General features: G+C 54.3%; 23 protein-coding genes. 18 read left to right on the top strand and 5 right to left on the bottom strand.

Going from position 1 to position 22,884, the window contains the following annotated elements:
* Positions 1–226, top strand: a 226-nt coding sequence (locus tag NQZ67_RS11240; protein ID WP_257445490.1) for an IS3 family transposase, incomplete at its 5' end; no start/stop codon positions are given.
* 67 nt (positions 227–293) lie between these two features.
* On the opposite strand, the gene NQZ67_RS11245 is transcribed toward NQZ67_RS11240, so the two are convergent.
* The 3 genes from NQZ67_RS11245 to NQZ67_RS11255 all read right to left on the bottom strand — a co-directional run bounded on the left by NQZ67_RS11245 (position 294) and on the right by NQZ67_RS11255 (position 2,880).
* Positions 294–1,232 (bottom strand): TIGR03943 family putative permease subunit, encoded by a 939-nt coding sequence (locus tag NQZ67_RS11245; RefSeq protein ID WP_257445492.1) that lies wholly within the window; start codon positions 1,230–1,232, stop codon positions 294–296.
* The gene (locus NQZ67_RS11250; protein ID WP_257445494.1) at positions 1,229–2,140 is read right to left on the bottom strand and encodes a permease; all 912 of its coding nucleotides are present in this window, start codon (positions 2,138–2,140) and stop codon (positions 1,229–1,231) included. Before NQZ67_RS11250 ends, NQZ67_RS11245 begins: the two co-directional genes overlap by 4 nt.
* A gap of 128 nt (positions 2,141–2,268) precedes the next feature.
* Entirely contained in the window at positions 2,269–2,880 is a 612-nt protein-coding gene (locus tag NQZ67_RS11255; RefSeq protein ID WP_257445495.1) for a superoxide dismutase, read from the bottom strand.
* A 352-nt stretch (positions 2,881–3,232) separates the two neighbouring features.
* Between NQZ67_RS11255 and NQZ67_RS11260 the strand changes: the two genes are divergently transcribed.
* The 7 genes from NQZ67_RS11260 to folE all read left to right on the top strand — a co-directional run bounded on the left by NQZ67_RS11260 (position 3,233) and on the right by folE (position 7,517).
* Positions 3,233–3,655, top strand: coding sequence for a GNAT family N-acetyltransferase (locus NQZ67_RS11260; RefSeq protein WP_257445496.1), 423 nt, complete (start codon positions 3,233–3,235; stop codon positions 3,653–3,655).
* Positions 3,656–3,770: 115 nt separating this feature from the next.
* The gene (locus NQZ67_RS11265) at positions 3,771–4,328 is read left to right on the top strand and encodes a DUF402 domain-containing protein (protein WP_257445498.1); all 558 of its coding nucleotides are present in this window, start codon (positions 3,771–3,773) and stop codon (positions 4,326–4,328) included.
* Positions 4,325–4,852: a signal peptidase I gene (gene lepB, locus NQZ67_RS11270; RefSeq protein ID WP_257445499.1), complete on the top strand. Its 528-nt coding sequence runs from the start codon at positions 4,325–4,327 to the stop codon at positions 4,850–4,852. The genes NQZ67_RS11265 and lepB overlap by 4 nt, the downstream gene beginning before the upstream one ends.
* Positions 4,853–4,880: 28 nt before the next feature.
* The gene (gene rnhA, locus NQZ67_RS11275) at positions 4,881–5,315 is read left to right on the top strand and encodes a ribonuclease HI (protein ID WP_257445500.1); all 435 of its coding nucleotides are present in this window, start codon (positions 4,881–4,883) and stop codon (positions 5,313–5,315) included.
* 2 nt (positions 5,316–5,317) lie between these two features.
* Entirely contained in the window at positions 5,318–6,478 is a 1,161-nt protein-coding gene (queG, locus tag NQZ67_RS11280; protein WP_257445502.1) for a tRNA epoxyqueuosine(34) reductase QueG, read from the top strand.
* A gap of 181 nt (positions 6,479–6,659) precedes the next feature.
* Positions 6,660–6,881 carry a YneF family protein gene (locus NQZ67_RS11285; protein WP_257445503.1) on the top strand — a complete coding sequence of 74 codons (222 nt, stop codon included), beginning with the start codon at positions 6,660–6,662 and terminating at the stop codon, positions 6,879–6,881.
* A 42-nt stretch (positions 6,882–6,923) separates the two neighbouring features.
* A complete protein-coding gene (folE, locus tag NQZ67_RS11290) occupies positions 6,924–7,517 on the top strand; it encodes a GTP cyclohydrolase I FolE (protein WP_257445504.1) in 594 nt (197 codons plus the stop codon).
* 81 nt (positions 7,518–7,598) lie between these two features.
* Here folE and NQZ67_RS11295 read toward each other — a convergent pair whose 3' ends face one another.
* Entirely contained in the window at positions 7,599–8,648 is a 1,050-nt protein-coding gene (locus NQZ67_RS11295; protein WP_257445505.1) for an alpha/beta hydrolase, read from the bottom strand.
* A gap of 283 nt (positions 8,649–8,931) precedes the next feature.
* Here NQZ67_RS11295 and NQZ67_RS11300 point away from each other — a divergent pair, with 283 nt between their 5' ends.
* Positions 8,932–9,675: an IclR family transcriptional regulator gene (locus NQZ67_RS11300; protein WP_257445506.1), complete on the top strand. Its 744-nt coding sequence runs from the start codon at positions 8,932–8,934 to the stop codon at positions 9,673–9,675.
* A gap of 70 nt (positions 9,676–9,745) precedes the next feature.
* Here the strand turns inward: NQZ67_RS11300 and acnA are convergent, their stop codons facing one another.
* Complete coding sequence (gene acnA, locus NQZ67_RS11305; RefSeq protein WP_257445507.1) at positions 9,746–12,457, bottom strand: aconitate hydratase AcnA; 2,712 nt, start codon at positions 12,455–12,457, stop codon at positions 9,746–9,748.
* A gap of 230 nt (positions 12,458–12,687) precedes the next feature.
* Here acnA and NQZ67_RS11310 point away from each other — a divergent pair, with 230 nt between their 5' ends.
* The 9 genes from NQZ67_RS11310 to NQZ67_RS11350 all read left to right on the top strand — a co-directional run bounded on the left by NQZ67_RS11310 (position 12,688) and on the right by NQZ67_RS11350 (position 22,868).
* Entirely contained in the window at positions 12,688–13,941 is a 1,254-nt protein-coding gene (locus NQZ67_RS11310; RefSeq protein ID WP_257445508.1) for an amidase domain-containing protein, read from the top strand.
* Positions 13,942–14,002: 61 nt separating this feature from the next.
* Positions 14,003–15,175, top strand: coding sequence for a D-alanine--D-alanine ligase (locus NQZ67_RS11315; protein WP_257445509.1), 1,173 nt, complete (start codon positions 14,003–14,005; stop codon positions 15,173–15,175).
* A 100-nt stretch (positions 15,176–15,275) separates the two neighbouring features.
* Positions 15,276–15,593, top strand: a complete 318-nt coding sequence (locus NQZ67_RS11320; RefSeq protein WP_257445511.1) for a hypothetical protein — start codon at positions 15,276–15,278, stop codon at positions 15,591–15,593.
* 4 nt (positions 15,594–15,597) lie between these two features.
* Positions 15,598–16,620, top strand: coding sequence for a UV DNA damage repair endonuclease UvsE (uvsE, locus tag NQZ67_RS11325; protein WP_257445513.1), 1,023 nt, complete (start codon positions 15,598–15,600; stop codon positions 16,618–16,620).
* Positions 16,621–16,989: 369 nt separating this feature from the next.
* On the top strand, positions 16,990–17,844 hold the full coding sequence (locus NQZ67_RS11330; RefSeq protein WP_257445515.1) for an inositol monophosphatase family protein: 855 nt from the start codon (positions 16,990–16,992) through the stop codon (positions 17,842–17,844).
* On the top strand, positions 17,844–19,004 hold the full coding sequence (locus NQZ67_RS11335) for a PQQ-dependent sugar dehydrogenase (RefSeq protein WP_257445517.1): 1,161 nt from the start codon (positions 17,844–17,846) through the stop codon (positions 19,002–19,004). The genes NQZ67_RS11330 and NQZ67_RS11335 overlap by 1 nt, the downstream gene beginning before the upstream one ends.
* Positions 19,005–19,157: 153 nt before the next feature.
* Entirely contained in the window at positions 19,158–20,285 is a 1,128-nt protein-coding gene (locus NQZ67_RS11340; protein WP_257445519.1) for a GerAB/ArcD/ProY family transporter, read from the top strand.
* The gene (locus tag NQZ67_RS11345; protein WP_257445521.1) at positions 20,257–21,705 is read left to right on the top strand and encodes a spore germination protein; all 1,449 of its coding nucleotides are present in this window, start codon (positions 20,257–20,259) and stop codon (positions 21,703–21,705) included. Before NQZ67_RS11340 ends, NQZ67_RS11345 begins: the two co-directional genes overlap by 29 nt.
* A complete protein-coding gene (locus NQZ67_RS11350) occupies positions 21,702–22,868 on the top strand; it encodes a Ger(x)C family spore germination protein (RefSeq protein ID WP_257445522.1) in 1,167 nt (388 codons plus the stop codon). The genes NQZ67_RS11345 and NQZ67_RS11350 overlap by 4 nt, the downstream gene beginning before the upstream one ends.
* Positions 22,869–22,884: the final 16 nt, after the last annotated feature.

The raw sequence follows: 22,884 nt of genomic DNA on the forward strand, positions 1-22,884 counted from the left end.
CCAAAGCATGTCGCGCAAAGGAAATTGTTACGATAACGCGGTAATGGAAAACTTCTTTGGCATTATGAAGTCGGAGTTTCTTTATCTTAATGAGTTTGAAAGTGTAGATCACTTTAAGCAAGAACTAGAACGATACATCGATTACTACAATTACAAACGCATCAAGTCAAAATTAAAAGGCATGAGCCCGGTACAGTACCGAGCTCATGCCCAACAGGTTGCATAAAAATATTTGTCTAACTTTAAGGGGTCACTTCATTCAAGGCTGCCGTTGGTTTTTTCCGTCGTAAGCATCAGTAATTACGGTAAACGTAAGGGTCCTCCGGCTGAGGAATCGGCTCCCAGGAGGTCACTCTAAGCACTGGAATCGTCTGTTTGAACGGCTGGTAAAGCTGCGACGTCAGTACGCCCGACACTTGTACCCAATCATCGTCCGCCAGCTCCGTTCCTTGGGGAAACTCGACAAGCATGCCGAATATCCCGGAATCCGCGACGCAGTGGATGAACCCGAAGCGGAAGACGAAATAATGGGTGTCGTCGACTTGCTCTCCTTTGTAGGCGAAGCCGGTAAAGGTAAGAGTCTTACCCATAAAAGAGCCGGGGAAATTATAGATCACTTCCATGCCCTTCATGTAATTGCTGTCGTCAAGAGTGACGGCGTCAGAACCCGCGAATTCCTGCAGCTCCTTGTTCTTCAGCTTCTCATAGCCTTCCTTGCCATAGAAAACGCTGGAATCCGGCTTCAAAAATTGATGTTCTCCCGGCAACCCGTCAGACATTCCCTCCAGCTCAGCCGGAAAGGAGAAGCCCTTAGCCTTCACGAAGCTTGAATCCAGCGTCTGTACAGGCAAGAAGATGCCGGTGATGATCGGGACGAAAAGAATCAGATAACCGAGGCTTCGTTTCCACCTGGACTTCGGTTCATGCGAGTGCCCGAACTCGTCCTCGTGATCGTGTGCATGATCATGATCATGATCGTCATGCGAGCAGGTTTTTGCGTGATCGCCAGCATTAGCGGTGACTTGCTTGACTTCGGCTTCTTCCTTGCGCTTTTTAGCTTTATCCTTAAGCTGAACGCGGACAAATTCGACGATGCATAGAATCAGCAGGAGGACGATCGCGCTGATGGACAAATAAGCGTATTTGGTATTAATGTATTTGTTCAGCTCGCCCTCTTGGTGAATAATGGCGAACAGAAGCGCAAAGCCGACCAATATGACGAATCGAATCATCCGATCAACCTCCCTACGATCAAGGACCCGGCGAAAGTGCTGGCGCCCACGATGGCGATCAGCACGAAAACGAATTTGGAGCGGAATGTGCCGAGCAGCATGAGCGTGTTTTTGATATCAATCATCGGACCGAAAACCAGGAAAGCGGAAATCGAGCCAAGCGAGAAGGTGCTCCGGAACGAAGAGGCGATAAAAGCATCCGCTTCCGAGCAGAGAGACATGACAAAGGCCAATGTCATCATGACGAGGGAGGCCGTGACCGGATTATTCCCAATATGCAGGAGCGACGAAGTGGGGATGAAGGTTTGCATGCTGGCCGCGATGAACGCGCCGAGTACCAAATATTTGCCCACCGAAAAAAATTCGTCCACCGCATGAGTAAGAACGGAGCCCATCCGAGGGATGAACCGTTTGGATGGCTTGACCGGCGTGACCGAATCGGAGGCGGCAGCGACTTGCCGGACACTCATGTTTTCCCTAAGCGGCAGAACAGGGAAGAAATACGCGACGCTCACCGACGCGATAAGAGCAACTGCAAATGCCAGGCCGGCCCTAATGGCGACAACCCTCCAATCGTTGCCGAAGGCGACGAACGTCGAGAAGAGCACGATCGGATTAACGATCGGCCCTGTCAGCATGAAGGCGATGCCGGCGTTCAGCGGCACGCCCTTGTTCAGCAATCGGCGGGTAATCGGCACAATCCCGCATTCGCAAGAGGGAAACAAAAGACCGACGCTGCACCCGAACAACGAACTCAGAAATCGATTTTTGGGCATGATTCGGGAAATCCATTGCTCCGTTATGAAGGACTGGATGAAGCCAGAGATAATGACCCCGACGAGCACGAAAGGAATGGCTTCCATCAGCATGCTGAGAAAAATCGTATTTAATTGTAGAAAGGTATTCATAAGTTCACCTGCCGCATGAAGAGATAAGGACTTGTCTTCTCAACTATAGCACAGGTTGGGGAACGGCTATACAGCAACAACAAAAAAGAAGCCTCCCGCCAATGGCAAGGAGGCTTCTTTGAACTTCATTACTTAACGGCAGCTTCGTAGCGCTTGCCGACTTCTTCCCAGTTCACAACGTTCCAGAACGCCGCGATGTAGTCAGGGCGTTTGTTCTGGTAGTTCAGGTAGTAAGCATGCTCCCAAACGTCCAGGCCGAGGATCGGCGTTTCGCCTTCCATGATCGGGCTGTCTTGGTTAGGCAGGCTGTATACTTTCAGCTTGCCGCCAGCTACAGCCAGGAACGCCCAGCCGCTGCCGAAACGGGTTGCCGCCGCTTTCGCGAAGTCGGCTTTGAACGCTTCGAAGCCGCCCAGCTCGCTTTCGATCGCCGCTGCAAGTGCGCCGGTAGGAGCGCCGCCTGCGTTCGGGCCGATTGTCTCCCAGAACAGGCTATGGTTAGCATGGCCGCCGCCGTTGTTGCGAACAGCCGTGCGGATCGCTTCAGGCACGCTTGCCAGATCGCCGATCAGTTCCTCAATAGATTTGCTTTGAAGCTCAGGAGCGGACTCAAGAGCCGCGTTCAGGTTCGTCACGTAAGCGTTGTGGTGACGACCATGGTGGATTTCCATTGTCAATGCGTCGATATGAGGTTCAAGCGCATTGTGTGCGTAAGGCAAAGCAGGTAGTTGATGAGCCATTATTCATTACCTCCCGAAATTATGTAGGTTAATCACCAATATTATCCCTTATCAGAACGAATAAATCAACATTGTTGTTGAAAAAGTCGGATTCAAGGAATGGCCCCAATTTCGGAGGCCCCGCACTAATTTGGCACGAAAGGAAGTTTTTTATGCGTAATAGAAAAAGACCGCATAATGATAATAATCGCATATAAAATCATGTAAGCGCTTAAAATAAAGCGTTTTCAGGAGAAAAACGGCGATTTGTCTAAATTTTTAAGGTTTTTTAAAGAAAAAAGAAGGAATAACCAACATTGCGTCGTATTATATACGAGTACGAGACTATGATATGGTAGAAGGTGTTTATTGAATGAACGTACGTTCCTTCCAGTTGTCCGATTACAAACCGCTTACGGAACTGCTAGAGGAAGTTCTGACAACGGAATGCTATGAGCAAACGATGGAAGCATTCGCCAGGCAATTGTCATGGGATAGCGAGCTCGTTCTAGTCGCCGTCAAACAATCAGAAATCGTAGGTATGATCATTGGCACGATCGATAATAACAAAGGTTACTATTATCGGATTGCTGTATCTCCGGAGCACCAGCGCGTAGGCGTGGGCAAGGCGCTCGTGACGGCGCTGCGCCAGCGCTTCGTACAGAGGAACGTTACGAAGATTCTGATAACAGCGGATGAGCATAATGAGCCCGTATTGCCGCTTTATGAATCGATGGGTTTCGCGGCGTCGGACTTTTTCCGTTCCTTTCAGAAGCTGAGCATCGTAACGGGTTAATAGAGAGAATTGGAGCAATTCGTGTTTTTGTTTGGGCATATCTGCATCGCCGTTGCATTTGGCGCTCAGATATGCTTTTCTTATTACTATAAGGAAATCGAGGAGCACGAGCAGCATGGAAACATACGAGCAATGCATCATTAAGAGCTTCAAGCATAATGGGCATCTCCATAGGCTTTGGCAGCAGAATTGGCTTGTTCCGAATCGGCAGCTGAGGCAAGAGCATCAGCAGGAATCGATGATCGTGCTCATCAATCGACAGACGCCGATTCAGGAGTCCGACGGGAAGCAGTGGATCAGCCGCGTACCGGCTGTTTCTTATTTTATCCCAGGGCAATGGTTTAACGTCGTCGCGCTGCTGGAGCCTGCAGGAGTACGGTATTATTGCAATATTGCGTCGCCTCCTTATTTGCAAGGCGGGGTGCTCACGTATATCGATTACGATCTGGACGTCATACGCACGGCGGACGGCAGCCGGTATATCGTGGACCAAGACGAATACGAGCAGCATAAGAAGCTTTACCATTACCCGCATGCCGTGCAGGAGAAGGTGTACGACGGGCTGAACGCGCTGCTGGGAAGGATCGAGCATGGGGGAACCCCGTTCTCGGACGACTCCGCGAACGCGTATTATCAGGGCTGGCTGGAGCATACGGGCGGAGCGGAGGAATGAAGCCTCATTCCTTGCTCCTCGATTGGGTCAAGACGTCGGCGGCGGCGGTCGTCGTCGCTCTGCTGGCTTATCATTTTCTATTCACGGTATCGCCGGTTCAGGGTCATTCGATGGAGCCTACGCTTACGGAGAAGGAATGGGTATTCGTGAACAAAGCGTTATACCATTTATCGCATCCGAGGAACGGAGAAGTCGTTGTCTTGGAAGCCCGGGCGGATGGCGGGGGAACGAAGGAATTATTGGTGAAGCGGATTGTGGGAGCGCCCGGCGATCGTATCGAGATATCAGGCGGAAGATTGTATCGCAACGGCAGGCAAGTGGACGAGCCCTATGTGAGCGGGCAGACCGAGGAATCCAGCTATGGACCGGTTGTCGTGGCGGAAGATAGTTACTTTGTTCTAGGCGATAATCGGAAGATGAATGCAAGCTTGGACAGCCGGACGATCGGGACGGTGCCCGAGAACCGGATAATAGGAAGGGTCGATTGGATCCTATGGCCCCTTCGAAAGGCCGGCGATATATAAGCAATACGCAAAAACGGAGGTGCGGTTAATGAAGGAAGTGATGATCTATACGGACGGGGCCTGCTCCGGCAACCCGGGTCCGGGCGGCTGGGGAGCCGTGTTGTTCTACGGCGGCCATCGGAAGGAAATATCGGGCGGCGAGAAGGCGACGACGAACAACAGGATGGAAATCCAGGCGGTAATCGAGGGTCTAAGCCTTCTCAAAGAGCCCTGTACGGTAAAGGTATACAGCGACTCCGCTTACGTCGTGAATTGCTTCCAGAAGGGATGGATTCACGGCTGGCTGCGTAACGGGTGGAAGAACAGCAAGAAGGATCCCGTCGAGAATCAAGATCTATGGAAGCAGCTGTGGGAGCTCATGAAGCAGCATTCCGTCGAATACGTGAAAGTGAAGGGGCACAGCGACAACGAGTGGAATAACCGCTGCGACGAGCTGGCCCGCGAAGCGATAAGAAGGCTCTAACGATGGATTGGGATAAACTGAAGCAAGAAATGAAGGATGCGGCGTGGGACCTTGGCATCGATGCGATTGGCGTTGCGAGCCCGGATCCGTTCACGACGCTCAAGGAGAGGCTGATCCGGCATCGAGTGCTAGGAAGGGAATCCGGCTTCGAGGAGCCGGACTTGGACAAGCGGACGGACCCGTCGCAGCTGTTCGACCAGCCAAAGAGCATTATCGCGATCGCGGTCGCATATCCATCCAAGCTGAAGGACCCGCCGAAGTCGGAGCCCGGAGCAAGACGAGGCATCATGTCGAGATCGGCTTGGGGCGAGGATTACCATAAAGTGTTGCGGAACCGTCTGGCTAGGCTGGAGGAGTGGTTGAAAGAAAGGGTGCCTAGTTTGCGCGCGGAAAGCATGGTCGACACAGGCGAGCTGTCCGATCGCGCCGTCGCGGAGAGGGCGGGCATCGGCTGGAGCGCAAAAAACTGTTCGATCATTTCGCCGGAGCTCGGGTCTTGGGTTTACCTAGGCGAGATGATCACCAATCTGCCGCTTCCTCCTGACGAGCCGGTTACGGAGGGCTGCGGAACGTGTACGAAGTGCATAGACGCCTGCCCCACGAACGCTCTTGTCGGCCCCGGCGAGCTGGACGCCAAGAAGTGCATTTCGTTTATTACCCAGACGAAGGGCATGGTAGAAGACGAATACATGCGGAAGATCGGCAACCGGCTCTATGGCTGCGATACGTGCCAGATCGTCTGCCCGGAGAACCGGGGCAAAAACTGGACCCGTCATCCGGAGCTGCAGCCGGATAACGAGCTGGCTAAGCCGCTTCTGCTGCCGCTGCTGACGATCGGCAACCGCGAGTTCCAGGAGCGATACGGAGCAACGTCATCGGCATGGCGGGGCAAGAAGCCGATTCAGCGCAACGCGATCATTGCGCTCGGGAACTTCAAGGAGGCTAGCGCCGTACCGGACCTGATCGGGGTGCTGACGAAGGATCCGAGGCCCGTACTGCGCGGGACGGCCGCATGGTCGCTTGGCAGGATCGGAGGGGCGGAAGCGCAGCGGGCCTTGTCGGAAGCAAGAGGCAGCGAGAAGGACGAGGAAGCGCTGGCCGCCATTGGTTTTGCGTTAGACATGATGAAGCATGAGACGAAGGATGAGGGAGCCGCTGATTGACGTCCATAGGGGAAACAACTGCGAGGCCGGTTCGCTGACTGTCATGGCCGCAGATTCGCGCCAATAGAATCATGCGGTATCCAATTGCTCTGTTTTCATTGCGGAAGATGCGCGGACATGCTATGATACAGGGTGCTAAGTGCGTAAAAGATATATTTAATGAGAGGGTCAGGTGACATAGATGGAGTGGTATCATATCGTAATTCCGATCATGACGCTAATCGTCGGGGCAGTCGGCGGCTTTATCGCGGGCGTGTTCTATCTGCGCAAGCAGCTTGAGAAGATGCAGAACGATCCGGAAATGATTCAGAAGATGGCGAAGCAAATGGGCTACAATTTAAATAAACAACAGATGGCGCGCGCCCAAAACATGATGAAAAATCAAAAACTCCCTCGCAAGTAAGCAAAGCTGCGAAGGGGCAGGTTCGGGAAGGAGCGGGTACGAATGGCGGGCAAGAAGGATTACGTCAATTCGAAGGTATCGGGCAACCGCGAGCAAATCGAATATCACGTGAAGGAAATATTGAAGCTGATCGGAGAAGACGTCGAACGCGAGGGCTTGCTGGAGACGCCTGCCCGCGTGACGCGCATGTACGAGGAAATTTTCGCAGGGTACGAGGTGGACCCGAGAGAAGTGTTGGGCGTGACATTCGATGAACAGCACGAAGAGCTAGTCATCGTGCGGGATATCGTCTATTACAGCCAGTGTGAGCATCATATGGCGCCGTTCTTCGGCAAGGCCCATATCGGTTATCTTCCCAGCGGCAAAATTGCGGGATTAAGCAAGCTTGCCCGGCTAGTCGAAGCCGTAACGCGCCGCTTGCAGGTGCAGGAGCGGATTACGTCCCAAATCGCGGACATCCTCGACGAAGAACTGGCTCCTCACGGCGTTATGGTCGTCGTTGAAGGCGAGCATCTATGCATGTGCGCTCGAGGCGTCAAGAAGCCCGGCTCCAAGACGGTTACTTCGGCCGTAAGAGGAGAGTTCCGCACGAGCGCGCCGCTCCGTTCGGAATTTCTGGCGCTGCTTAAACAATAACCGCAATGAAAAAGAGCATGATCTTTATCCTCCTGGGAAGGGGGAACGATCATGCTCTTTTTTGTGCTTGGATCATAGGGGTCATGCTTCGCGTTTCGCTTGAATTTCTCCGTCCACTTGACTGAGGAACAATGCGGTCCTCTGAATGTATTCCCTCGGATGGCTGCGGAACAACAGCTCATGCTGGCCGTTCTCGACAATCCAAGAGCGAGACAGCGCATTATGCTGATTGGCAGCGATCATCTCCGCGACTCCATGCGGCGCTTTCGCGTCCTCCGTGCCGTGAATGACGTAGATCGGCATCTCATAGGAATTCGCGATCACTTCTTCGGCTGGAATCGATCCGAAGCTGCTGCCCGTCCAGAGCGGAATCATCGACTCGATGAGCGGAAGCGAAGGAAACTTCGGCAATGGCACGAATTGATTCAAATTATCGAAGAGTGCTTCGGAGCTTGGGACAAACAGGCTGTCCAAAATCATGGCGTCGATCTCGTCGGTCTGAAGAGCGGCCTGCAAGGCCGTGCCGGCGCCCATCGAGAAGCCCCAGACGACGATATCCTCGGCGCCCCGCGACTTCGCGTAATCAATCGCGGCAAGCAGCTGCTGGGATTCTTCGCGTCCGCCCGTGGCGGGCGCTTTGTATTGTTCGGATGCATAACCGTAATCGAAAAGGAGCACATTGTAATTCAATCCGTGCAGCAGCTTGGTCAGCTCGTACATCGGAACCCAATCCTCTTCCCGGTTCGCTCCGTACCCATGGGAGAACACGACGGTTCTCATCGTATCGGACGCGTATGCGGGAGCGGCGGGCACATACCATCCGCTGACGGTCGTCTCGCCGCTGCGGCTGGCGAATATGACGTCCTCGTATGCGGCGCCGATCGCCTCCTGCGGGTTGGAGGAGAGGGGAGCGACGTATGGATAAGCCAGAAGCCATGCGACATAGCCATGAAAAATAATAACGGCGATCATGCACATAGCGGCGAGCGAGGCGATCAAGGCGAGAAGCAGATGCTTGCGCTTCTTCGGAGGCCTTGCGTTCGGAACATAGATGCCAGGCAGCAAAGCTTGCATGGCAGGATGAGGAGTCATCGTCTCCAGCGTAATGGTTGTCGTCATCGTGTTGTTCATCCTATATCCCTCCTAAGCCCCAAATCAAAATGGAAGCGCTCTCGAGATGCTGTTACTTTAATGGTAGTAGAGACCTACCTGCCTGTCAATTCATGTCGCGGGAATGTTAAGCGCTTGTAATCGTTCTGTAATCTAGCGGGTAAGCTTTACGTTAAGCGAACAGATGAGGTATACTAAATGAGAATGGATTTCAATCAATATGAAAAAGGGTTTCAATCGGTGAAACTCGAATAAGTATATAGAAAGTAAGAGAATAGATGTTGGACGCAGGAGGCGTTAAGCAATGGATGAGGGAAAATCTACGGTACGCGCCGTCGATCGGGCGCTTGATATATTATTATGTTTTACGACCAAGACCGATTGGGCGATGACGGAGATTGCCGAGCATGTCGGCCTACACAAGAGCACGGTGCACCGCATGCTGGCGACGCTCGAGGAGAAGGGCTTCATCGAACGCGACCGTTCGACGGACCGTTATCATCTGGGATTGAAGGTATGGGAGCTGTCCGCCAATCTCTCGAGAACGGACGATCAAGCGACGATCTGGCTGCCGGAGATGGTTCGGCTCCGCGATCTGCTTGGCGAGACGGTCAGTATTTATGTCAGAGACGGCGCGGAGAGGATTCGCATGCAAGCCGTGCAGAGCAATCAGCCCGTTCGCCGGGTCGCGCCGGTCGGCGTCCGGCTACCGCTCTATGCTGGCGCATCGAGCAAGGTGCTGATCGCCTACGCGGACCCTGCCGTACAGGAGAGTATTCTGCAGTCGATCGCTTGGCCGCCAATGGTTGATCTGGATCAATATCGTCTCCAGCTGCAAGAGGTTCTGACGCAGGGCTATGCGACAAGCTTTGAAGAGAGGGAGGAGGGAGCAGCCGCGCTATCTTCTCCGATATTCGACCGGAGCGGGACGCTGGCGGCGGCTCTATCCGTGTCCGGACCGGCCAGCAGGCTGACGATGCAGACGATGCGCGATTACGCGCCCGTCATGATCGAAGCGGCGCGAAGAATGGGTACGATGATCCGATAAGAAGAAAGCGCAAAAAAAGAACCCTCCATAAGCCCGTATCCCGGGAATATGGAGGGTTTCTTGCTGCTTCTTACATATTCGCGATCATTTGGCGAAGCACGGTTTGCAGGATGCCGCCGTTACGGTAGTAGTCCACGTCAACGAGGGAGTCCAGACGAACGATCGCCGGGAATTCGAATGTCGTGCCGTCCGTACGAGTCGCCGTGACGGTAACCGTCTGGCCAGGCTGCACGTCGTTGGAAAGACCGGAAATGTCGAAGGTTTCCGTGCCGGTGATGCCCAGCGTCTTCCAGCTTTGACCTTCTTGGAACTGCAGCGGCAGTACGCCCATGCCAACCAGGTTGGAACGGTGAATACGCTCGAAGCTTTCCGCGATGACGGCTTTAACGCCCAGCAAATAAGTGCCTTTGGCCGCCCAATCGCGAGAGCTTCCTGTGCCGTATTCTTTGCCGGCGATAACAACCAGGTTTTTGCCTTCGGCTTGGTATTTCATCGAAGCGTCGTAGATCGACATCACTTCGCCGGTTGGCAGGTAAGTCGTTACGCCGCCTTCCGTGCCCGGAGCCACTTGGTTGCGGATACGGATGTTCGCGAACGTACCGCGCATCATGACCTCGTGGTTACCGCGGCGGGAACCGTACGAGTTAAAGTCTTTGCGCTCAACGCCGTTCTCGATCAAATATTTGCCGCCCGGGCTGTTAACCGTAATGTTGCCCGCAGGGGAGATATGGTCCGTCGTAACGGAATCGCCCATAAGCGCAAGCACGCTTGCCGCAGGGATGTCCGCGATGTCGGCAACGTCGGAGCCAAGGCTCTCGAAGAACGGAGGGTTCTGGATATAAGTGGATTTTGCATCCCACTCGTAGCTTTCGCCTTCCGGTACGTCGATCGCGTTCCAACGATCGTTCTGCGTGAACACATTTTCGTACTTGGCATTGAACATTTCCGGATTCAGCGACTGAGCAACCGCTTCTTTGATCTCGGCGTTCGTCGGCCAGATGTCTTTCAGGTATACCGGCTGACCGTCTTGGTCATGACCAATCGGATCGTTAGCCAGATCGATGTTGACCGTGCCCGCAAGCGCGTAAGCGACAACGAGCGGAGGAGAAGCCAGGTAGTTCGCCTTCACTTGAGCATGCACGCGGCCTTCGAAGTTACGGTTACCGGACAGAACTGCCGCAACCGTCATATCGTTGTCCGCGATCGCTTTGCTTACTTCATCCGGAAGCGGACCGGAGTTGCCGATACATGTCGCGCAGCCGTAGCCTGCAACGTGGAAGCCGAGCGCTTCGAGCGACTCCAGCAGGTTCGCTTTCTTCAGATACTCGGTAACAACCAGGGAGCCTGGAGTAAGCGAGCTCTTCACGTATGCCGGCTTCGTCAGGCCGCGCTCGACGGCTTTCTTGGCCACGAGGCCAGCGCCCAGCATAACGGATGGGTTGGATGTATTCGTACAGGACGTGATGGCCGCGATAACGACTGCGCCCGTACCCATTTTGGATTGAACGCCTTCCGCATGCTGAACCGGTACGACTTGCTCGATTTTCTCTTCGGACAGGCCATAGCCGCCTTTGTCGATTGGCGTGCGGATGATGCTGTTGAACGATTCTTTCATCGCCGTCAGCTCGACGCGGTCTTGCGGACGTTTCGGTCCGGCAAGGGATGGCACGATTGTGGACAAGTCCAGCTCGATCACGTCGGAGAATACCGGATCCGGCGTCTCGTCGGTGCGGAACATGTCTTGCGCCTTGTAGTAAGCTTCTACGAGCTGAATTTGCTCTTCCTTACGGCCCGTTTGACGCATGAAATCGAGCGTCTCTCTGTCAACCGGGAAGAAGCCGATCGTCGCGCCGTACTCCGGAGCCATGTTGGCAACCGTCGCGCGGTCCGCGAGGCTGATGTTGGACAAGCCGGGACCGAAGAACTCGACGAACTTGCCGACAACGCCTTTCTTACGAAGGATTTGAGTGACGGTCAGGGCAAGGTCAGTCGCCGTGGAGCCTTCCGCCAAGCTTCCAGTCAGCTTGAAGCCGATAACTTCAGGCATAACGAAGTACAGCGGTTGACCCAGCATGCCGGCTTCCGCCTCGATGCCGCCAACGCCCCAGCCGACAACGCCAAGACCGTTGATCATCGTCGTATGGGAGTCGGTACCTACGAGGGAGTCCGGATACACGACCGTCTCGCCGTCCGTCGTTTTGGTAGCGGCAACGGATGCCAGGTACTCGAGGTTAACTTGGTGAACGATACCCGTTCCAGGAGGAACGGCGCGGAAGTTATCGAACGCCGTTTGCGCCCAGCGGAGGAAACGGTAACGTTCTTCGTTGCGCTCGAATTCGACTTTCGTGTTATATTCCAGAGCTTCCGGGCTTCCGAAAGCATCAACCATGACGGAGTGGTCGATAACAAGGTCTACAGGAACGAGAGGGTTGATTTTCTTCGGATCTCCGCCTGCTTTCTTCACGGTATCGCGCATAGCCGCAAGGTCAACAACGACCGGAACGCCCGTAAAGTCTTGAAGGACGATGCGCGCAGGGATGAACGGAATTTCTTTGTCTTCGCGTCCATTGGCCCAGTTAGCCAGCTGCTTCACATGCTCGCCGGTAATGGCGCGGCCGTCGAACTGGCGAACGGCTGCTTCAAGCAGCACTTTGATGGAGAAAGGAAGCTTGGAAATATCTCCAAGGCCTTGCTCTTCGAGTCCGCCAAGGCGGTAGTAGGCATAGGACTTGCCGCCCGATTCCAGCGTTGTGCGAACGGAATACTCATTTTGTTTTGACATCGCTATTCTCCTCTTCAACAGTCATTAGAATTTGTTGTTTCATTAGATGAAACACAATTTCAAAATCCTATACCTCTAGTATAGCTTTAATAAGGGCATTCCGTAAAGACCATTTCTACCCGTTCGGCAGAAAGATGACATGATCGCCGCCAGCGGCCCATATAATGAAGCAGGCTGTCTTTGCCATGATGAAAAACCAACCATAATAGTCCGGATCGGGAGGGAACAAGATGTCCAAAGCAGGTAACCGCTCGCCCGCAAGCGGGCGAGAGAAACGCGGCGATAAGAAAGCAAAGAAGTCCCATTCTGCGCTGTCTTCGTCTTCGGGGCGCCTCAAGAAGACAAGTTCGCCTGCCGATGTCCGTATCGATCATAACCAGGCGGATAACGTCAAGCAGCCCAGACTAAGCTCGCTAATCCAGTCGTCGGAGCCGTCCGGGCCGCGCGCGGCCGGTCAGAGCGGGAACTGGAAAGGATCCGTCCAGGAATACGTGAAGCTTTACAATCAAGCCGAGACCGATCAGCATTCTCGCGTGCTTACCGATTTTCTGGCCGACCCCGTGCATGGAGACCGCCTGAGGCAACGCCTCGAACGGCTGCGCGACCGGGATCTATATAGAGGGGCGATCCCCGCCGGCAGCGAAACGAAAGCCGAATTGGTAAGAGTGAATGAATCCGCAAGCGAAGTGTCCGTCTTGATCAAGCTGCACATCAAAAGAAGGATGGAGCAAGGCGGGCGCTTCTATATCGAAGAGCGATATGAATACGAGCGATTGTGGCTTGCGGTCTCCGGCCAGCGCTGGGACGTGCTGCAGGTTGAACCGGTGATCGCGGAACGCAGGCCTCGCTACGGCGTGTCGGTGCACCAGCTTGCTTCGGAGCCGGACCGGTCGCCGCAGGAAGAGGTCTATGTCATGCCGTCATTGCCTTACTTAAATTATGACCTAATGCCTCCGCTGCAAAACCGCGTGAAAGGCATTCGGTACAGGAGAGATTTGGCTGCGGCCTACGCCGACCGTTGGTGGAACGAAGGCAATCCCGCATACGAGCTATTTGAGGTCAATTGTACGAATTACGTATCCCAATGCATCTTTGCAGGCAATGCTCCTATGAACTATACTGGTAAAAGGGGAAGCGGCTGGTGGTACAAGGGAAGATCGGGCGGCCAGGAATGGTGGAGCTACAGCTGGGCCGTATCGCATGCTCTGACCCAATATTTGGCCGCAGCCCGCAAATCGGGTCTGCATGCCGTAGAGACGCAGACGGCCGATGAGCTGCAGCTTGGCGACGTCATTACATATGATTGGAACGGCGACGGCCGATTCCAGCACAGCACGATCGTCACGGCCTTCGACTCGGCGGGACAGCCGCTCGTCAACGCCAACACTGTTCCTAGCAGGCATCGTTATTGGGATTATCGGGATTCTTACGCTTGGTCCAAAGGAACCCGCTATCGTTTTTTTCATATACCCGATACGCTGTAGATGCATAAAGCCCGGGCTCGGGCAACATGAATGACATCATAATCATACCGGAGGATCAATTATGGGGAGCAAAGTAAGAGTAGGGCTTGTGTACGGAGGTAAATCCGGCGAGCATGAGGTATCGCTGCAGACCGCGTACGCCGTCATGCGGGAATTCGATTATGGCGCCTACGAGATCAAGCCTTTTTATATTACCAAACAGGGCGAATGGAAAAGCGGGGAGCTGCTGCTTGCGCCGCCTGACAGCGTGGAGGCCCTTCGTTTCGGACCCGATTCGGCCGGATCGTCTTCGCTTTCGCTGGCGCCGTTATTCAGCGCCCTAGACGCGGCCGCTTTGGCGCCCGCAAGCCAGACGGGAGAGGCGACGATCAGCGGAGTGCCGGCAGCGGTGACGGAGCAAGCCGCCGAGAACGCCATCGACGTCATGTTCCCGCTGCTGCACGGCACATTCGGCGAGGACGGCACGATCCAGGGCTTGTTCGAGCTGGCGAACATCCCTTACGTGGGAGCTGGCGTTCTGGCATCGGCCGTAGGCATGGACAAGATCATGATGAAGAAGATTTTCGCTCAGGAAGGCTTGCCGCAATGCGTTTTCCGTTATTTTAACCGGACGCAATGGGAGAAAGACGCTTCCTATTTCATCATGGAATGCGAAGTATCGCTCGGCTATCCCTGCTTCATCAAACCCGCGAATCTGGGCTCGAGCGTGGGCGTATCCAAAGCGAAAAACCGCGAGGAGCTCATAGCGGCCGTCGACTACGCGTTCCGCTTCGACCGCAAAGTCATCGTGGAAGAATTCATCGACGCGCGGGAGATTGAAGTCGCCGTGCTCGGCAACGATGAGCCGAAAGCTTCCGTCGTGGGCGAAATCGCGCCTTCTAATGAATTTTACGACTACAAGGCAAAATACATCGACGGCAAATCGACGATGATCATTCCGGCCGATATCCCGGCCGATATTGCGGAAGCCGTCCGCGAGATGGCCGTCCGCGCCTTCCAGGCAATCGACGGTTCAGGTCTGTCCCGGGTCGATTTTTTCCTTCGGAAGCAGGATAACCAAATTATGATTAACGAAGTGAATACACTTCCCGGCTTCACGCCGTTCAGCATGTATCCGCTGCTTTGGCGCGAGACCGGCGTTCCGTACAAGGAATTGCTGGACAGCTTGATCGGTCTTGCCATCGACAGGCATAAGGACAAGCAGCGCATCGATTATACGGGAGAGAGCCTGTAGACAAGATTCGGGATGACAGATTAGATGCGCCGCGCGGCGCTTCCCATTGCGGAAGGGCTGCGCGGCTTATCCTATTAGAGCGTGAAAGGGTGGATATGGAATGGGATTCCAAACGGAATTTAATTCGGTATGCAAGTTTAAATCCGAGCAGGAGCTTTATGAATTGTTGGAATACGGCAAGGGCAAAATGGTGAAGAGCGGCTTCCGCGTGTACCCGACCGGACAGAAGGTTATTGCGTATACGCCGAACAACGAAGCGATCGCCATCGTGCGGATCCTGGCATCCATCGCGGAAATCAACTTCCAAGGAGAAGAAGTGACGCAGGTGGAGATGGAGCTCGTGAGGAAGCTGAACGACGAGGAAGCGAGGGTGCAGACCGCGCTTGCCTACGAAATGTTTTTCGGGGAGAGATCATAATTACATGATTGTCAGATTCGGCTTCGTGGCCATGAGCCTGCTGCTGGAGAACGCGTCCCCGTCCCGAACGATGACGTATGCGAACTTCTCCAAGCTGGACGATCGCGAGGCTGCCATTCGCAAGCTAGAACGAATCGCGGAGGAGAATCTTGTAAGCTCGCTGCGTATTCTGAAGCATGCCAAGGCGCATGACATCCGTATGTACCGGTTTTCGTCCAAGCTGATTCCGCTTGCGACCCACGAAGCGCTTGATGATTGGGACCCGTATGAAAATTTGGCCGGTCCGTTCCGCGACATCGGCGACTTCGTCAAAAGAAACGGGATCCGTACATCGTTCCACCCCGACCACTTCTGCGTGTTCAGCACGCCGCGTCCCGATGTGCTCGAGAAGTCGGCGAAGGATCTGGAGCATCATATCCGGATGCTGGAGATGATGGAGTTGGACGAGACGAGCAAAAACAATATTCATATGGGCGGGGCTTACGGCAACAAAGAAGAGGCGGGGGAAAGGTTCATCGAGCAGTTCGGGGCTCTGCCGGACCGTTTCAAGCACCGCGTGACGCTGGAGAACGACGATAAAACGTTTAACGTCAAAGAAACGTTGGGGGCCGCGGAGCTGGTCGGCGTGCCGATGGTGCTTGATATCCATCACCATGCCGTCAATCCGGGCGATACGGGAGAGGACGAGCTCATCGATGGCTTGTGGCCCCGCATTGCGGAAACGTGGTCCAAGGAACGATCGCGCCTTGGCTTGCAGGAATCGGCGCAGCTTCCGCCGAAGATTCATTCATCGAGCCCGAAGAGCTTGACCGATCCGAGAGGGCACGCGGACAATGTCGAGGCGGAGCCTTTGCTGCGGTTTTTGCGAGGGGCGGCGGCGCATTCCGATTGTCTGGACTGCATGCTCGAAGCCAAAAACAAGGATGCCGCTCTCCTGCAACTAATGGAGGCTATGAAGGAACTCGAATCGCGAGGAGAAGGCGTGAAGGTTATCGACGGCGCAAGCGTCGAGATCGCGCCTTATTGATCTGAAGGAGACGGGATGATCGATTCTTGCTAGGCTCGGCGTCGCTATGGCGAGGTTTGGCAGCATCGTAGGTTTGGGCGGGGGTGATTAATATCGTCCCCGCTTTGCTGCCAGTCGATCGTGTTCCAGCTTGCTTCAGCTTTTTCATTTTATTCTGGCGTATTGTTCGGCATTATATGAAACCGTTTACGATAGTAGGTGCCGATCCGTTATTAGAGACGGGCTGTGCGAGAGGCAGGGTGCGCTTACGTCTGGAACTGGGTGGAACGCGAAGGATGTTTCATTCGTATGGAAGTAGGGTATTTATATTGGTTGATCTTCATTTCATTTATAATCCATCATCTGGATACATAAGGGGTGTGTAATAAAGTGAACGATTCGAATAACGCTTCCGTTATTGGAGGGAAAAGCTTCACGGCGGTCGCGATTAACTGCGCCGCGAAGGCGGGAGAATGGATTACGACGAAACTAGGCAATTACAGCAGCTTGGAGCTTAAGCATTCGGCTCATGATTTGGTGACGGAGGTCGACAAAGGCTCGGAACGGCTCATCCGCAATCTGGTTGCCACTCACTTCCCTGACCATTCCTTCTTGGGCGAAGAGGGTGTCGAGCCCGGACCGGAGGCGTCGGCACAAGCGCTGGAGGAGGCGAAGGATGCCGAGTACTTATGGATCGTTGACCCGATCGACGGAACGACGAATTTCGTGCATAGCTTCCCGTTCTTCTGCGTTTCGATCGCGCTCGCTTATCGAGGCGAAGTGATCGTAGGCGTCGTCTACGATCCGGTTAGGGACGAATTATTCGTCGCGGAGAAGGGGAAAGGCGCGTACGTGCACGGCAAAAGAATGAAGGTCTCGGGAGAGGCAACGCTTAGAGAAAGCTTGATCGCGACGGGGCTTCCTGCAGATCATCACTACGCTCTGCCTCTCAACCTGAAGGGCGTGACCGCGATCGCGCCTCAAGTACGCAATCTTCGCATTGCCGGCTCCGCGGCTCTTCACATGGCCTATGTGGCGGCCGGGCGATTAAGCGGCTTCTGGGAAATCGGGCTGAACAGCTGGGATCTGGCGGCTGGCGCGCTGCTTATTCAAGAATCCGGCGGCGTCGTCACCGATACCAAAGGCGAACCGTATACGCTTGCCGTACGTAACGTGGCCGCAAGCAACGGGCATCTGCACAACGAATTGGTGCAGGCGCTCGAGCATGCGGGAGCGCAAGCCTAATGAGCCGTCCGGTTAAGCTGACGATTGCTTGGCTTCTGCTCGCTGCCGTCGCTTCGGCGTGCAACGATGGCGGGAACGGGAGCGGTTCCGCCGTCTCGTCCAATGCGGCCGCAACGCCGACGCCTAGCGCGCTGGCGAATAACGGCTCAGAGGAGACGCCGAAGCCGAGCGAGGCAGCGGGGCAATCAGCCGGGCCGTATGAAGTGATCGGGACGGAGCTTCGTATCCCTTGGTCTATTGCGTTCAACGGCAGCACGATCTATATGAGCGAGCGAGAAGGAAATATCGTCAAGGTCGAAGGCGGCAAGACGACCCGGGAAGCGGTTCGATTAACGAAAGCCGTTAACCATGAAGGTGAAGGCGGGTTTCTAGGTCTGCTGCTGGCGCCGGACTTCTCCGAATCCGGGCTGGCCTATGCTTATCATACGTACCGGGAGCAAGGGAAGACGCTTAACCGGATCGTTCTGCTGAAAAAAGAAGGAGCCGAATGGGCCGAGCAGCGCGCCGTTTTGGAAGGCATTCCCGGCGACCTCTACCATAACGGCGGACGTCTCGCCTTCGGTCCGGACGGGATGCTGTACGCGACGACGGGAGACGCGGAGGAGCGGGCGCTGTCACAGGACAAGAGCAGTCTAGCCGGCAAAATATTGCGATTGACGACCGATGGCGGCGTTCCATCCGATAACCCCTTTCCGGACTCGTACGTTTATTCCTACGGCCACCGTAATCCGCAAGGGCTCGCTTGGACGAAGGATGGCGTCATGTACAGCACCGAGCATGGACCTTCGGGCAATCCGGGAGGTCATGACGAAGTGAACCGAATCGTGCCGGGCCGTAATTACGGTTGGCCGACGATCATCGGGGACGCGGGTCACGAAGGGATGGAAAAACCGCTTTATCATACCGGAGAGGAAGCGATTGCCCCATCCGGCACGATTACGGACGCACAGGGAAGACTCATCATCGCCGCGCTGCGGGGAGAGGCGATCTATCGCTATACGCCGGAATCAGGCCAGATGGAAGTGCTACATAAGGGCGATGGCCGGATACGGGACGTGCAGCTCCGGGATGGAAGGCTTTATTTCATAACGAACAACACGGACGGACGCGGGACGCCTTCGGAGTCGGATGACCGATTGGTCTCGATGGACTATAATTGACTTCTTTCTTGTAGAATAGCGGCTCAAGGCGCTTAAGGCAGCGCTTTGAGCCGCTATTTATGTTCTGTGCGTGATGGGGGGGAAGAAGAGAGTAATTTTACTACCCGTTGGAAAAGTTATGAATATCAATTCGTGACTTCAAGGGGACTTAGTATGTCTACAACAGCGACAGGAATCCGAACGTTTCCCATGTATTGCATCATAATGCTGGCTTTGGGGCTCATGAATCACGTGATCGTGATTCCGCCGCTACTCCAATCGGCGAAGAGGGACGCTTGGATCAGCGTGATTGCCGTGTTGATTCCATACCTGATCTGGATCGTCATCTTGCGTTATATCATGAAGCAAACAGATCAGAAGCCTATTCTCGAATGGGTTCGTCAGCAACGGTTTGGACGGGCCATCAGCGGAGGGCTCCGCGTCATATTGATCGGATATTTATTTATGATCGGCGTTGTAACGGTTAAGGAAACGATTAACTGGACCCATGGCTCCTACTTGCCTCGGACTCCCGATTTGATTCTCAGTATCACATTAATGCTTCTATGCTTTTGCGCCGCGTGGGCTGGCATGCGCGCGATCGCCATCGTTTCCGGGATTCTTCTGCCCTTTGTCATCCTCTTCGGCGATTTTGTAATGAGCGCAAATCTCCCGCGGAAAAGCTATATTCTGCTGACTCCGATGCTAGAGCACGGATTGAAGCCCGTGCTTGAAGGCTGCCTATATGTCGGCGGAGGGCTTGCGGAGCTGTTTGTCCTTCTATTAGTCCAGCATCATCTGAAGTCAAAGATGAGACTCTGGTCGCTCAGCTTACTGGGCATCTTCCTAGTCATTCTTATTATTGGGCCTGTTATGGGGGCGATTGCGGAGTTCGGGCCGTATGAAGCGGCGGATCTCCGATACCCCGCTTACGAGGAATGGCGGCTAGTCAGGCTTGGCCGGTACATTCAGCATGTCGACTTCTTGTCGATTTACCAATGGCTTTCGGGAGCCTTCGCCCGGATTTCCATATCGCTGCTGCTCATGACCGAGCTCGCGGCTGGCGGGCCGAACGGGAAGCAGGGAACCATCTGGCTCATCTCGTTTAGCATGCTGTTTGTCATCTTAGTGGCGCTTCCGGTCAGCGATATTCAGTTTTTTTCATTTTTGAAGCTGGTATATCTGCCCGCATCGCTGTACACCGCAACAGGTATGCTTGTTGTGTTATTCGTGATGGCTTTGATTCATGCAAAGCGTACGAGGGGGAAGAAGCATGGCGGAGTCCGGCAAAATGAAGCCTGAAGCAGTCCGCGAATTGTTCCGGGGCAATGACGATATTCAGATGAAACGATACGAGCTTGACGGCTCTGGCGGTCAGCAAGCGGTGTATCTGGCCTATTGCGAAGGGATGGTGCATGCGAACCAGATCAATCGTTTTATTCTCCCGGGCTTGAGCGAGCTGCTTCCGATTACCAATGGCGGACTCGAGCTGGACAAGAAGTGGGACTTGCAAAAAATCGAGCAGCTGGAAGAGATCGTTTATTTGTTGTTTTCGGGGCAGCTCATCATCGTCATTGAAGGAGTGGACGCTGCCTTCGCGATGGATATTGCCAGCATCCCTCAGCGCCAGCCGCAGGAGTCCAGCGCGGAGATGTCCATCAAAGGTCCGAGAGACGCCTTCACCGAGGAACTCGCCACGAACGTTGCGTTGGTACGCAAGCGGCTCCGCAGCAATTCGCTGCGTTGCGAACGGTTTGTGATCGGAGAGCGCAGCAAAACGGATGTGGCGCTGCTCTTCATTGAGGATATCGCGAAGCCCGAGATGATTGAAGAAGCAAGAAGGCGTCTGAAAACCATTAAAACAGATGTTCTGCTGGGCGCCAGTCCGCTGGAGGAGCTGTTATCCGACAACAAGTACTCGTTGTTCCCGCTGCTCAGCTACACGACGCGTCCTGACTTCGTAGCGGATTCGTTGATTCGCGGCAGGTTTGCGGTGATCGCCCAAGGAGCGCCGACAGCAGTGCTCGCGCCCGGCAATTTGTTTTATATGCTTCGATCGCCGGAGGATTCCTATTTCTCTTATCTGCCGTCAACGTTCGGACTCTTGTTTCGTTATTTGGGTCTCGTGGCGGCATTGCTCCTGCCCGGATTTTATATAGCGGTAACGTCATACAACGTGGAACAGATTCCGTTTCCGTTGCTTGCCACGATCGGATTATCCCGAATGGGACTCCCGTTTCCGGGACCGCTGGAAGCATTTCTGATGGTTATCATGTTTGAAATATTCCGTGAAGCAGGGGAGCGGCTGCCGAAGGCGGTCGGATCGACCGTCGCCGTCGTCGGCGGGATCGTGGTCGGCGAAGCGGCGATCCGCGCCGGACTCACCTCGACAACGATGATCGTTGTTGCCGCGATGACGGGCGTCGCCAATTTCACGGTGGTCAATCAAACGCTTGTATTTGCGGTGAGCATCAGCCGGCTTTTCATCATGATATGTTCCTCCTTTCTGGGTATGTACGGTTTCATGCTGGGACTGATTGGAACCCTATTGTATCTCGCCACGCTGAAATCGTACGGACTGCCCTACTTAGCGCCGCTGTCGCCGGTTACTTGGCAGGATCTCAAATTCGTGCTTGCCCGGATACCTTGGATAAAGAAAAATAAGCGGCCGAAAATGCTGCAGACGATCGACGATACTCGGCAGGAGGAGGGAGGCTCATGATGCTCCGCTTGGGGAGGACAGCGATTATCGCGGTCATCCTGCCGTTTCTCCTAACCGGCTGTTGGGATCTGAAGGACTTGCAGGAAGTGAACTATGTCAGAGCGCTGGGCTTTGATTTGCAGGGAAAGGAAATAGTCGTCTACGCTCAAATGCTGGATTTCACCGCGATCGCCAAATCGGAAGGAGGAGGCAAGGGGCAGCAGACTCCGGCATGGATCGGCATCGGCCGCGGCGCTACACTTACGGATGCCTTTGCAGATTTGTACCGGACGGGGCAGCTTAAGCTGTTTTACGGCCACGTCAACGCTATTGTTCTCGGCGAGAACCTGCTGGAAAAAAGGGCAAAGTCGAAGGAAGTCTATGAGCTCCTCAGCCGGTATTACGAGATTCGTTACACCCCATGGATATATGGGACCGACCAGCCGATAGATCAGTTGCTTGCCGTGAGCTCGTTGTTCAGCTTCTCTCAGAATGTGACGATCCTGCATCAGCCGCAAGAATCGTACAAGCAAAGATCCTTGATTCATCCGATCACTATGCGGGAGTTCAACACGAATCTGCGGGAGCCGGGAAGAACAACCTTGCTCCCGTCGATCACGATTAACGAGCAAAGCATGAAGCGCGGAGACAAAAACAACAGCATGCTGGAAGTGAACGGAGCCTATATCATCAGTCATGAGCATTTTCGGGGATGGGTGTCAGCCGACAACATAAAAGGTATCTCCTGGGTACAGCCGGAGACAATTCGCGCACCGGTCAACATTCGATCCGAAGGGGAGTTTGAAGCTTCGTTATTCCTGGAACGGCCCAAGATCAAAATCAAGCCCCGGATCGAGAACGGGATGCCGGCCTATACGATGAGCGTTTCGCTTTCCGGGAATATAACGGAGATGATTAAACCGTTGGCGGAATCGGAGATCGTAAGGAAAGCAGAGGAGCAAATTAAGCTTGAAATAGTTGACACTTTCCAAGAAGGACTTAAGCGGAACGCGGACCTGCTCCAGCTGGAGCAGGCCCTGTACCGGCAAAATGTCCGGGAGTGGAAGAAGCTGAGCAGCAACGGTCTCGCGGAAACGAAGGCGGGTTCGCTGAAAGAAGTAGAAGTAAGCGTCAAAATCGCTCGTACAGGCAAAACGAAGATCCGCAAATTAGGAAGTTTGTAAAAGGCCCCTATGGGGC

Source organism: Paenibacillus soyae, from assembly GCF_024623455.1.
GTDB classification, from domain to species: Bacteria; Bacillota; Bacilli; order Paenibacillales; family Paenibacillaceae; genus Pristimantibacillus; species Pristimantibacillus soyae.

Coding starts and splice junctions, on each gene's coding strand:
- NQZ67_RS11245 (WP_257445492.1), bottom strand. CDS start 1,232: ATGATTCGATTCGTCATATTGGTCGGCTTTGCGCTTCTGTTCGCCATT.
- NQZ67_RS11250 (WP_257445494.1), bottom strand. CDS start 2,140: ATGAATACCTTTCTACAATTAAATACGATTTTTCTCAGCATGCTGATG.
- NQZ67_RS11255 (WP_257445495.1), bottom strand. CDS start 2,880: ATGGCTCATCAACTACCTGCTTTGCCTTACGCACACAATGCGCTTGAA.
- NQZ67_RS11260 (WP_257445496.1), top strand. CDS start 3,233: ATGAACGTACGTTCCTTCCAGTTGTCCGATTACAAACCGCTTACGGAA.
- NQZ67_RS11265 (WP_257445498.1), top strand. CDS start 3,771: ATGGAAACATACGAGCAATGCATCATTAAGAGCTTCAAGCATAATGGG.
- lepB (WP_257445499.1), top strand. CDS start 4,325: ATGAAGCCTCATTCCTTGCTCCTCGATTGGGTCAAGACGTCGGCGGCG.
- rnhA (WP_257445500.1), top strand. CDS start 4,881: ATGAAGGAAGTGATGATCTATACGGACGGGGCCTGCTCCGGCAACCCG.
- queG (WP_257445502.1), top strand. CDS start 5,318: ATGGATTGGGATAAACTGAAGCAAGAAATGAAGGATGCGGCGTGGGAC.
- NQZ67_RS11285 (WP_257445503.1), top strand. CDS start 6,660: ATGGAGTGGTATCATATCGTAATTCCGATCATGACGCTAATCGTCGGG.
- folE (WP_257445504.1), top strand. CDS start 6,924: ATGGCGGGCAAGAAGGATTACGTCAATTCGAAGGTATCGGGCAACCGC.
- NQZ67_RS11295 (WP_257445505.1), bottom strand. CDS start 8,648: ATGAACAACACGATGACGACAACCATTACGCTGGAGACGATGACTCCT.
- NQZ67_RS11300 (WP_257445506.1), top strand. CDS start 8,932: ATGGATGAGGGAAAATCTACGGTACGCGCCGTCGATCGGGCGCTTGAT.
- acnA (WP_257445507.1), bottom strand. CDS start 12,457: ATGTCAAAACAAAATGAGTATTCCGTTCGCACAACGCTGGAATCGGGC.
- NQZ67_RS11310 (WP_257445508.1), top strand. CDS start 12,688: ATGTCCAAAGCAGGTAACCGCTCGCCCGCAAGCGGGCGAGAGAAACGC.
- NQZ67_RS11315 (WP_257445509.1), top strand. CDS start 14,003: ATGGGGAGCAAAGTAAGAGTAGGGCTTGTGTACGGAGGTAAATCCGGC.
- NQZ67_RS11320 (WP_257445511.1), top strand. CDS start 15,276: ATGGGATTCCAAACGGAATTTAATTCGGTATGCAAGTTTAAATCCGAG.
- uvsE (WP_257445513.1), top strand. CDS start 15,598: ATGATTGTCAGATTCGGCTTCGTGGCCATGAGCCTGCTGCTGGAGAAC.
- NQZ67_RS11335 (WP_257445517.1), top strand. CDS start 17,844: ATGAGCCGTCCGGTTAAGCTGACGATTGCTTGGCTTCTGCTCGCTGCC.
- NQZ67_RS11340 (WP_257445519.1), top strand. CDS start 19,158: ATGTCTACAACAGCGACAGGAATCCGAACGTTTCCCATGTATTGCATC.
- NQZ67_RS11345 (WP_257445521.1), top strand. CDS start 20,257: ATGGCGGAGTCCGGCAAAATGAAGCCTGAAGCAGTCCGCGAATTGTTC.
- NQZ67_RS11350 (WP_257445522.1), top strand. CDS start 21,702: ATGATGCTCCGCTTGGGGAGGACAGCGATTATCGCGGTCATCCTGCCG.